This window comes from Fredinandcohnia onubensis (assembly GCF_002734215.1).
GTDB lineage: Bacteria > Bacillota > Bacilli > Bacillales > Bacillaceae_L > Ferdinandcohnia > Ferdinandcohnia onubensis.
This window is the reverse complement of record NZ_NSEB01000015.1, coordinates 152,124-162,442: the sequence shown is the minus strand read 5'-3', so window position 1 is coordinate 162,442 and position 10,319 is coordinate 152,124. Positions and strand designations below refer to the sequence as shown.

The following is a 10,319-nucleotide window of genomic DNA, read 5'->3' as shown; positions in this document are numbered from 1 at the left end:
CGGGACTTCATCCGGCTTATGAAGGACTTTAGGTGACGGCGGTCGTGGCGTTCGGGACTTCATTGCTTATGAAGAGGATTCACATCAAAATTCAAGTTCCTTTTCTCCTTCATTTCGACTATGAAGGGGATTCACCTCATGATCCTGGTTCCTTTTCCTCTTCATCCAGCTTATGAAGAGGATTCAACTCATAATTCTGGTTCCTTTTCCTCTTCATCCCATCTATGAAGAGGATTCACTCCAAAATTCTGGTTCCTTTTCCTCTTCATGTAGCCTATGAAGAGGATTCGCATAAAATTTCAGATTGCTTTTCCCCTTCATCCCGCCTATGAAGAGGATTCAACTCAAATTTCAGATCACTTTTCCTCTTCATCCAATCTATGAAGAGGATTCACATCAAAATTCTGGTTCCTTTTCCTCTTCATCCAGCTTATGAAGAGGATTCAACTCATAATTCTGGTTCCTTTTCCTCTTCATCCCGCCTATGAAGAGGATTCAACTCAAGATTCTGTCTCCCTTTCCTCTTCATCCCTCTTATGAAGAGGATTCACATAAAATTTCAAGTTCCATTTCCTCTTCATCCCGTCTATGAAGAGGATTCGCATCAAAATTCAAACTACTTTTCCTCTTCATCCCATCTATGAAGATGGTTCCAACAAACTCAGATCGCGTTTCCTCTTCATCTCGCTCATTCTCCAACTCTGCTGAATCCACATAAAAAATCGGTGCCTGATTCCCAGCGAGGTAGCAAGATTACGATACTCACTGGGGGCCAGGCACCGATTCCGTTATACCCTAATTAAGTGACACTCTAAATCTAACACTCTATTTGGTATAACGGTTCGCGTAGCATGAGGCCACGAATGCATTTGGTTTTATTTTCGGTTCCACACCAATTGCTTCCATTCGTGTCACCATTTCCTTCACAAATTCACGTGTTTTGTTTCTCTTCCCTGCTCCGATGTCAATGTGCCCCTCCATTGTAAAAGAAGCGTCATCATAAATATGCGGCAGCACAATATCAATGAGTTGATTTTTCTTCTCTTCGGTAAACAATGAAACAACTTCCTCTGATAATGATAATTCATAGGAAATTCGCTCATGCAAATGTTCCATTCTCCTCGGAACAACCACTTTTCGGATACATGCCCACACACCTTTTCCTTCATTAAGTATGACAACACCTGTGATAAAGGTAGTTTGTCTTGGATGCACTTGAGAATCTGTCCCAATAATGAGCCTGAACTTCCCACTAGGTTGGGAGCGCATGAACTCAGTAATATGCTCAAAAACCCGCTCAAATGACATCCGTTTTTCTAACAGATTTTTAAATAAGAAGTGATTGTTTGAATTGTTTTTCATAAATTCATATCACAACTTTCCCGGTCTCTTTATTGACCTGCTTTTATACATTTTATGACCGGAAACAGAATAATGTGTGCTAAATGATGATTTGGTACAAAAATTGGAGTTCCATAATAAAAATCATGCTATTTTTCCTAGTACTTTATTACCTACTTTTACCCACTTTTTGATTGTATAATATTACCATAATCCTAAATTGGAGCGTGCTGTAAAAAAAATGAAAAAACAAACAATTGACCCATTTGATTCTATTCTGTCAGATGCCATAATTCATCCTGAGAAGCGCTATCACTTTTATAAAGCTTTTCTGGATTTAGAGGTGGTTGCAATCGGCACTGTTTCCTCCAGCACAAATGGAGATCCGATTCTGAATTTGAAATATATAGAAATGAATAATGAGCTTGTTCTCCCTGTGTATTCAAGTGTTGAGAAATTCAATTCCATCTATAAGGGAAACTATAAATATGTAAAAATCTCAACACGTATGCTACTAAAACTAATTGAACCAGATACCCCGTGGGTTCTTAACCCTGGTTTTGATGTTAGTAAAAAGATTATCCAACAGGAACTCGAAACACTACGTGACGGAAGAATTCTTCATTACTTTTTTGAGGAGTTAGCTATTGAAGAAAAACAGAGTTTCCTAACAAACCAAATGGAAGGAATCCCTCATTCCGTTCTTAATGTTATTTCCGACAATCTAAAAAGCTTTCCTTCTATCAAGAACGCATACTTTACACATATATACAATCCCGCTGGTGCAAGTAAGCCGATTCCCTTCATTGGACTAACGGTAGACAGCCAAGACGAGAACAGTTCAAAGCAACTAGTATTGGATGTGTTTAGAACAGTAGATAAACTTTCTAATCAGCAAATCGAAATTGTCATTCTACCCGAGAAACTACCATTAACAAATTCAATTGTTGACCAGACAAAACCCTTTTATACTCGTACATCAATTGATGATTTGAAATCCATGTTCCGATAAGATTTACGAAAGGAGGTAACGAAATGGCTCAAATAGACATAAAAGTGAATAGTGTCCGCTCCTCAAACAGTCGGTTAAAAGGAATCACTTCCGATTTGACAGATACACAAAGTCGAATCTCAAGTCTACGCCATGCGATTGACAGCCAAATTACTAGTAGGCAAGGTATTGGTGCAAATTTAAGCAGTATGGCTTCTTCAATCCATGAAATAGAAAAACGTCTTAACCAACTACATAATTTTGTGGATAATAGTGTAACTCAATATGAACAAGCCGATAAACAAGTAAACTCCCAGTCACAAAAATTAACCGAGCCTCCTAAAAAGTCATTTTGGGAGTCGGTTGGAGATATCCTCGGTGTGGCAGGCCGATCTATAAAAGGATTTGCAACTGGATTATGGGACGCCGTCGTATCCACTGTGGAAGGAATCTGGCATGTAATTACACATCCAATCGAAACGATTAAAGGATTAGTACATGTTATTCAGCACCCAGTTGAAACCGGAAAAGCGATATGGGATGCAATTAAAACATCATGGAACGAAGATGTTGTTAACGGGGATGCTGAAAGTCGAGGGAATTGGTTTGGACGCGCTTTTGGAGAAGTTGCTTTGGCAATTGTTGGTACAAAAGGTATTGATAAAGCGATAAAATTATCAAGAGGTGCAAATATTGTTGATGAGGCTGGTGGAGTTAGAATCGTTGATAAAGGGGACTCTTCAAGACCTGACCATCCCGAAAGTCCACGTACTCCAGATACAGTTAGTCCAACAGAACGAGCAAAATTAGATGGCTGGACACATCGACCTGATGATGATTTATATTTGAGGTATAAAGATGTGTATGATAACCCCAAATACTATAATCAGGAAACAGGTGCAATTAATTGGCCTGGTACAAAAGGTGACCCGAATATTGATGGATTTAAAAATGGGCATTATGAAATTGACACGTTAAGACCTGGAACAGAAATCGATCGGTATGGCAGTAATGGCAGTGGTCAATACTTTTCTCCTGCAGGAGCTAGCTACGAAAGTAGGGCATTACCACCGCATATGACTCAACAGCCTTATCATCAATACACCGTAATTAGAGAATTCGACGTACGCTCTGGAGAAATAGCTCCATGGTTCGATGAGGTTGGCGGAGGTACTCAATACTATTCGAAAGTAGAAATTGTAGATGACTTTGGTAACAAAGTCCCTGCGACAGTAGAAAACTTAATCAAATATGGTTATATTAAATAAGAAAAAAGGAATGAAGCAAATGGATAAAGATCAATTATTACAAATATGCAAAAATATAGGTATTGCTATTAAATTTGATAATCATATCTTGATGGAAATGAAGTCACCTTACGAAAATTATGCTCAACTTGAGTTTAGCAATGGTAAATATGAGTATTCCGAAATTAACTTTGAAAGACAGCCTGGTCCAGAAAAAGAAAACATTGTTATGTTTAATGATGAAGCAAAAGCAACCAAATATTTCTTAATAAAATTATTAAAGAAATTCTATTTTTATAAAATTTTTCCTTCCGATAACCCAGTTCATGATTTCAAAAACACTAATGAGCTAATTACCTATTTTCAAAAACTTGGAGTTTCGAGCAGTTACTATCATTTTAATACGATAAGTTCACAAATCATCCACTGTGAGATAGATAGTGGTAATAACATGCTTATCAGCTATATTAATACTAACAATCAAAAAAGTTTCACCACTATGCCCTTGAGTATCGATAGAGGCATATTTGTCATGTATCGTTTGACTTATTCCTTGTATTTAATTAAAGAACTTGAACAACAACTAACCCAGCAGGGGCTACTTAATGAAAAATTTGATGATGAGGATATAGAGTTATTTATAAAATAACGATAAAAAATGCCTATCCCTCTATGGGCTAGGCATTTTTATTTTAAAGCTTTCACTACTCCCTCTCCCCTTCAATCTCAATCACGCCCTTCAAATCATCTTGCACGCTTTGTTCTGCAAGGGGAACTTTAGAGCGATAAGCAGAACGCACAATGACATGCGCTGCGACGGGAGCTGTAAGAAATACGAAGAAGATTCCTAGAAATAAGCGAATGCTAAAGGTACCTTCCATGATAAAAAATAGAAACGTTCCTACAAGGATAAACAAGACTCCCATCGTTGAGCTTTTTGATGCTGCATGAGCACGGGAATATAAATCAGGTAATCGAATTAAACCAACTGCACTTAAGAAACTAAAGACCGTTCCCACTAAAATCGATAAAACTGCAAGGACTTCTATTACCTCAATCGGATTGCTTACGCCGCTCAATGACAACACCTCTTTCGATGAATCTCGCGAAGGAAATCGTTCCGATGAAGGAAAGAATCCCAATTAGTAAAATCACTTCAAAAAAACCAGTATTCCTTAAAATCACAGAAAAAATAGCTACTCCCGAAATGATATTAATCCCTAATACATCAAGCGCTTGGACTCTATCAGAGGAGGAGGGGCCTTTTACTAACCGATAAATCGTCGCAAAGATAGCGAATGTTAAAAAAAACAATGATATTATTAAAATGATTCTAATCATTACCGCGTCACCCTCTTTATCGCCGCTTCAAATTTTTCCGTTGAACGTATAACTGCATCACTTGATTCCGGGATATCCATAGCATGTATATAAAACTTTTTTTCGTCATGTGATACTTCAACAACTACCGAACCTGGGGTTAACGTCAATAACATCGCAAGCAAGGTTATTTCCAAGTCCCCTTCTAGTTCCGTCTCTAAGGTAAAAATGCCCGGTGTGATATTGATTTTTGGACGCATAACCTGCTTTACCACTAACACACTTGACGTAAATAATTCTTGGATGAAAATAAAAAATAATCGTAAAATCGCAAGCAAGGTCACGACATAGAATTGATGAGGAAAATACCTCCGTAGTATAAATAGCACGATTAGACCAAATAAATAACCACTAAAAAAGGTTAACACGGACCAACTATCCTGAAGAAACATCCAAATAAAACCGATTAATAAATTGATTAGAACCTGCATGGGCATTGATACCACCCCTTTCTTAAATAAAGAATAACCACGGGATTTTTCAAAACATACTCTCCAATACCTTTTTACGCTCAAAAAACTTATTCTATAAAGGCACTACCCAAAACCGCCTCAATGTAGATAGTTGGATTCATAATCACTTCAACCGCAAGATCTACATACTCACTAATCCCTTGCGTCCCTAATCCAAGCGCAATCGTCAAGCCTGTAAGAATGCCCATCGGTAATAACAATCCTTTTAAAGACTTTGTTTCGCTTTCTTCTGGTACGTCAGTATAACCCCAGAACCCATTCATAAAAATTTTCATAACCGAGTAAAGAACCATTAAACTTGTGAGCAAGCCAATTCCACCAAGCCAGTAATAGCCTGTTGCGAAGGTACCTTCTGTAATAAAAATTTTTCCTAAGAATCCACTTAGGGGCGGTAATCCTCCGAGTGACAAAGCTGCAATGAAGAACATCCAACCGAATTTTGGCTGTAGGCGCATTAGTCCACTGAATTCTCTTAAATTACTAGTTCCTGTCAGATAAATAATTGTTCCGCCTAATAGAAAGATAAGTGCCTTTACAATCATATCGTGGATTAAGTAATAAATAGATCCTGTAATCCCTTCAGCAGTTAACGATGCGACACCTGCTAAAATAAAGCCAACTCCCACGACCACATTGTACGTTATGATCCTTTGAATATCCCAATAGGCCACCGCCCCAAAGGCTCCAAGCAACATCGTAATAGCTGCTAAAATACCGATTAATAGATGTGTCACCTCTGGCTCATGATAAAACACAAGCGTAAATACTCTCATAATCGAATAAATTCCAACCTTTGTTAACAGTGCCGCAAAAATAGCAGCAATTGCTGTTGGTGGTGCACTGTATGAACCCGGTAACCAAAAGAATAGAAACAGACCGGCCTTTAAACTAAACACAATCAAAAATAAAATCGCGACTGTCGTCATGACACCGTCCTGGCCGACCTCAGCAATGCGAACTGAAAGATGTGCCATATTCAATGTACCTGTCATCGCATATAAGTAGGCAACTGCCACTAAAAATAGGAAGGAAGAAATCAGGTTCACTAATATATATTTGATGGATTCCCTAAGCTGTATTTTCGTGCCACCCAAGGAAATCAAGACATAGGATGAAACAAGCATGACTTCAAAACATACGAATAAGTTAAAAATATCCCCTGTAAGGAAGGAACCATTAACCCCTGTAATTAAAAATAAAAAGAGCGGATAAAAATAAAATAGTTCCCGGTCCTTTCCAATTGTGTAAAAGGCATAAATGAGACAGCAGAGTGCCACAATGCTAGTGACCATGACCAAGATAACAGCCAGCATGTCTGCAACCATATTTACACCAAATGGCGCTTCCCATCCACCTAGCTGGAGAACCTGAATTCCATCTGTTTTTATTTGTTGCATAAGCATTAAAGAAACCACAAATATACTTACGACTGCAACAAGACTGAGCGCCCTCTGCAGCACGATATTTTTTCGAAAAATAACCATGATCATCCCAATAATAATAGGGATGATTATTGGAAAAATGACTAAATTACCCATCGTTTTTACCTCTCAATGCTTGAGTATCGTCCGTGCCTAAAACCTTATACGCACGGTAACTTAGCACTAAAAATAATGCTGTTGTCGCAAAGTTGATGACGATTGCGGTTAAAAGAAGTGCCTGTGGTAATGAATCTACATAAGATAATCCCTTTATTCCCAGCAACGGAGGTCCACCCTTTTCGAGGCCCCCCATTGTAATAATAAGTAGGTTCACACTATGACCGATTATAGAAGTTCCTAATATGATTCGTAATAACGTTTTTGTTAATATGAGATAAACCCCGATTGCAAATAAAATCCCGACTAGAATAGACATTAATGTTTCCATTATCGATCATCACCTATACTCATAATAATTGTGAGTGATGTTCCAATGACCGCCAAGGCGACACCTACATCAAATAAAACAGCTGAAGCGAGCTCCGTTTCTCCGAAAACAGGGAGCTCAATATATCCAAATGTTTGGGTTAAAAACGGCTCATCAAATAGCATGCTACCAACGCCTGTGCCAACTGCAATTAATACACCGACCGCAGCAACCACTTTAAAATCGAGGGGCAAATTTTTACGAACCGTTTCTATATCAAAGGTTAGGAACAGAAGGACCAAGCCGGCTGAAAAGGTCAAGCCTCCTATGAAACCACCGCCCGGATGGTGATGACCAGAAATAAACAAGTTGATTGCAAAAGTAAAAATAATAATAACCGCAATCTTAGTGATACTTCTTATAATGACATCATTCGGCTCTTTCATCTGAACCCTCCTTTGCTAAACGTAGCTTGATTAATGAATAAACTCCTAAACCTGCAATGGTTAACACGAGAATCTCGAGCATGGTATCAATCCCACGGAAATCAACAAGAATAGCATTGACGATATTTTTGGCTCCTGCAAGTTCATAGGCATTTTCATAGTAGCTTGAAATGGAATCAAATAATCGATTCCCATTCACAGATAATGCCACTAGTGTGACGACTACCCCTGACCCAATAGCTATGACCGCATTCGTTACCTTAAACGGGATTCGACTAATTTCTTTTCGCAGTTGCGGTAAGTGATAAAAACATAATAGGAAAAGAGCGGTTGTGACGGTTTCCACAACCAGTTGAGTCAAAGCCAGATCTGGTGCGCGGAATAAGACAAAGAAAAACGCCACTAAGTATCCTAGTGCTCCCACTGCAACAATCGATGTAATTCTTGATTTTGAAAATAAAACGGTGACAGCAGAAACTACCGAAACAATCATAATCGCTATTTCAAATAGTGTGACCGGATTATCCTTTGATGAATCAAAGGAAATCCCATCAAATAACCAGATCGATCCCCCGACAACGATAATCATGAAACCAAAGATATAAACAAGATAATCACGAATAAAACCTGTCATATAAAAGTTTGTTATTGACCCATAAATCTGTTCCAATTTATTTAAAGCAAGATTATATATATGGTTGATTGTTAATGACTGTGGGTAGAACTTGTAAACCCGGTACCATTTTCTTATATTGAGATAAAGAATTGTTCCAAGAACAACTACCCCGATTGTCATCCAAAGTTCCTGATTCCAACCGTGCCACGCAGTTATTTTTAACTTCACCACATCTGCCTCAGCAAGCATCGGCAATACAGAAGTTAACGCCGGCTTTAATAAATACTGTGAAACCAGATTCGGGAAAAAGAAACCGAGGATCACGAGCGACCCTAAAATAATCGGCGATAGTAACATTCCAAGTGGCGCTTCATGAACAACTCGATCATTGTCGAGCTTATATTTCCCTCTAAATGTTTTAAATACAAGAATCATACAGTAGATAAATGTAAAAACACTGGCGATCCAAGCGATGACAGGAATGAATACTCCAATTGTTCCCATGTTAAAAAAGTCCATTTTTGCCGCATTATTAACCGCTGCAAAAAACATTTCTTTACTCAAGAAACCATTAAATGGAGGCAGTCCAGCCATTGAAAAGGCTCCTATCACCATTAGGGTGAAGGAAATAGGCATAAGATGAATAAGACCACCCAGCCTTCGAATATCACGAGTCCCCGTTTCATGGTCAATAATCCCGACTACCATAAAGAGACTCCCTTTAAAAGTCGAATGATTCAGCAAATGAAAAAGAGCTGCGAAGACGGCTGTGCCGTAAATAGCTGTTTCATCCCCCAAACCGAAATACATCGCAGCCGACCCGAGACCAAGAAGACTCATGATCAAGCCTAATTGGCTAATCGTTGAGTATGCCAATAATGCCTTTAAATCTGTCTGTCGTACCGCATTAACGGATCCATACAGCAATGTAATTAAACCAACACCCGTAACAAGCCAAAACCATACAGATGAGCCACCAAACACAGGAGTTAATCGTGCAACTAAATAGATACCTGCTTTAACCATTGTGGCTGAATGTAAATAGGCACTAATAGGGGTCGGAGCTTCCATTGCATCTGGGAGCCAAATACTAAACGGAAATTGAGCTGATTTTGTAAATGCACCTAGTAAAATCAATACCATTGCTGGTACGAATAAGGCGCTCGATGTTATCGCATCAGCATTCAACAACATTTCACGAATGCTATAGGTTCCCGAGCTACTTGAAATCATAACAAGACCCGCAAGCATCGCTAATCCACCAAAAATCGTGATTAGCATAGATTTTTGTGCACCATATCGTGATTTCTCACGTTCATACCAATACGCAATTAATAAGAAAGAAGATACACTTGTTAGTTCCCAAAAAACATACAAAACAAAGATGTTATCAGAAAATACTAAGCCAAGCATGGCTCCCATGAACATCAGTAAATACACGTAAAAGTTATGAAGTGCTTCACGTTCTTTTGATAAGTAAAAAATGGAATATAAAATAACCAGTGCACCAATACCCGTAATTAATAATCCAAACATTAAACCTAATCCATCGATATAGGTAGTAAAATTAATATTATAGGAAGGTATCCAAGGAAGGCTTGTAATAATGGTATTCCCATTTGCAATATCGGGAATAAATGTAATAAGATAAACAAAAATCAGGAGTGGCACCAAGAATACGAACCAGCCTGTATGAATGCGAGGACAAAACTTCTTATATAATATAGGAACAAACACGGCGAAAATAAATGGTAGCATGATTAAAAAATGGAACCAATACATTGGAATCGCCTCCTTAGTGGATGATTTTTACAAAATAGCCGAATAGATTGACTCATTTTGTAGCATGCGATATAGTCATACATAGTTTATAAATTAAAGAACATTTTTTAATAATTTTTGTAATCAGTAGCTGTTTAAATTCCTACTGAAATATGGCTTAGCGGTTGCCTCAATTTGCTAAAAAAATCAGATCTA

Annotated in this window: 12 protein-coding genes; 3 read left to right on the top strand and 9 right to left on the bottom strand. The window is 38.2% G+C overall.

The features are described 5' to 3' along the window. Positions 1-534: 534 nt before the first annotated feature. Entirely contained in the window at positions 535-699 is a 165-nt protein-coding gene (locus tag CKK03_RS23825) for a hypothetical protein (RefSeq protein ID WP_180271309.1), read from the bottom strand. Between the two features lie 126 nt (positions 700-825). Further along, positions 826-1,362, bottom strand: a complete 537-nt coding sequence (locus CKK03_RS18645; RefSeq protein WP_099364031.1) for a ribonuclease H-like YkuK family protein — start codon at positions 1,360-1,362, stop codon at positions 826-828. A 220-nt stretch (positions 1,363-1,582) separates the two neighbouring features. Between CKK03_RS18645 and CKK03_RS18640 the strand changes: the two genes are divergently transcribed. From CKK03_RS18640 to CKK03_RS18630, 3 genes are read left to right on the top strand one after another with little or no spacing between them, the layout of a single operon-like run. Further along, positions 1,583-2,353, top strand: a complete 771-nt coding sequence (locus CKK03_RS18640; protein WP_099364030.1) for an enhanced serine sensitivity protein SseB C-terminal domain-containing protein — start codon at positions 1,583-1,585, stop codon at positions 2,351-2,353. A 23-nt stretch (positions 2,354-2,376) separates the two neighbouring features. Continuing rightward, positions 2,377-3,600 (top strand): glycohydrolase toxin TNT-related protein, encoded by a 1,224-nt coding sequence (locus tag CKK03_RS18635; protein ID WP_099364029.1) that lies wholly within the window; start codon positions 2,377-2,379, stop codon positions 3,598-3,600. A 19-nt stretch (positions 3,601-3,619) separates the two neighbouring features. Beyond that, entirely contained in the window at positions 3,620-4,228 is a 609-nt protein-coding gene (locus CKK03_RS18630; protein WP_142354038.1) for a hypothetical protein, read from the top strand. A gap of 55 nt (positions 4,229-4,283) precedes the next feature. Here CKK03_RS18630 and mnhG read toward each other — a convergent pair whose 3' ends face one another. The 7 genes from mnhG to CKK03_RS18595 all read right to left on the bottom strand — a co-directional run bounded on the left by mnhG (position 4,284) and on the right by CKK03_RS18595 (position 10,124). Then, the gene (gene mnhG, locus CKK03_RS18625; RefSeq protein ID WP_099364027.1) at positions 4,284-4,658 is read right to left on the bottom strand and encodes a monovalent cation/H(+) antiporter subunit G; all 375 of its coding nucleotides are present in this window, start codon (positions 4,656-4,658) and stop codon (positions 4,284-4,286) included. After that, on the bottom strand, positions 4,633-4,920 hold the full coding sequence (locus CKK03_RS18620; protein WP_099364026.1) for a Na(+)/H(+) antiporter subunit F1: 288 nt from the start codon (positions 4,918-4,920) through the stop codon (positions 4,633-4,635). Before CKK03_RS18620 ends, mnhG begins: the two co-directional genes overlap by 26 nt. Continuing rightward, on the bottom strand, positions 4,920-5,396 hold the full coding sequence (locus tag CKK03_RS18615) for a Na+/H+ antiporter subunit E (RefSeq protein WP_099364025.1): 477 nt from the start codon (positions 5,394-5,396) through the stop codon (positions 4,920-4,922). The genes CKK03_RS18620 and CKK03_RS18615 overlap by 1 nt, the downstream gene beginning before the upstream one ends. 83 nt (positions 5,397-5,479) lie before the next feature. Then, positions 5,480-6,970 carry a Na+/H+ antiporter subunit D gene (locus tag CKK03_RS18610; RefSeq protein WP_099364024.1) on the bottom strand — a complete coding sequence of 497 codons (1,491 nt, stop codon included), beginning with the start codon at positions 6,968-6,970 and terminating at the stop codon, positions 5,480-5,482. Then, positions 6,963-7,301: a Na(+)/H(+) antiporter subunit C gene (locus tag CKK03_RS18605; RefSeq protein WP_099364023.1), complete on the bottom strand. Its 339-nt coding sequence runs from the start codon at positions 7,299-7,301 to the stop codon at positions 6,963-6,965. The genes CKK03_RS18610 and CKK03_RS18605 overlap by 8 nt, the downstream gene beginning before the upstream one ends. Then, positions 7,301-7,726 (bottom strand): Na(+)/H(+) antiporter subunit B, encoded by a 426-nt coding sequence (locus tag CKK03_RS18600; protein WP_099354326.1) that lies wholly within the window; start codon positions 7,724-7,726, stop codon positions 7,301-7,303. The genes CKK03_RS18605 and CKK03_RS18600 overlap by 1 nt, the downstream gene beginning before the upstream one ends. Continuing rightward, the gene (locus CKK03_RS18595; protein ID WP_099364022.1) at positions 7,710-10,124 is read right to left on the bottom strand and encodes a Na+/H+ antiporter subunit A; all 2,415 of its coding nucleotides are present in this window, start codon (positions 10,122-10,124) and stop codon (positions 7,710-7,712) included. The genes CKK03_RS18600 and CKK03_RS18595 overlap by 17 nt, the downstream gene beginning before the upstream one ends. Between the last annotated feature and the right edge of the window lie 195 nt (positions 10,125-10,319).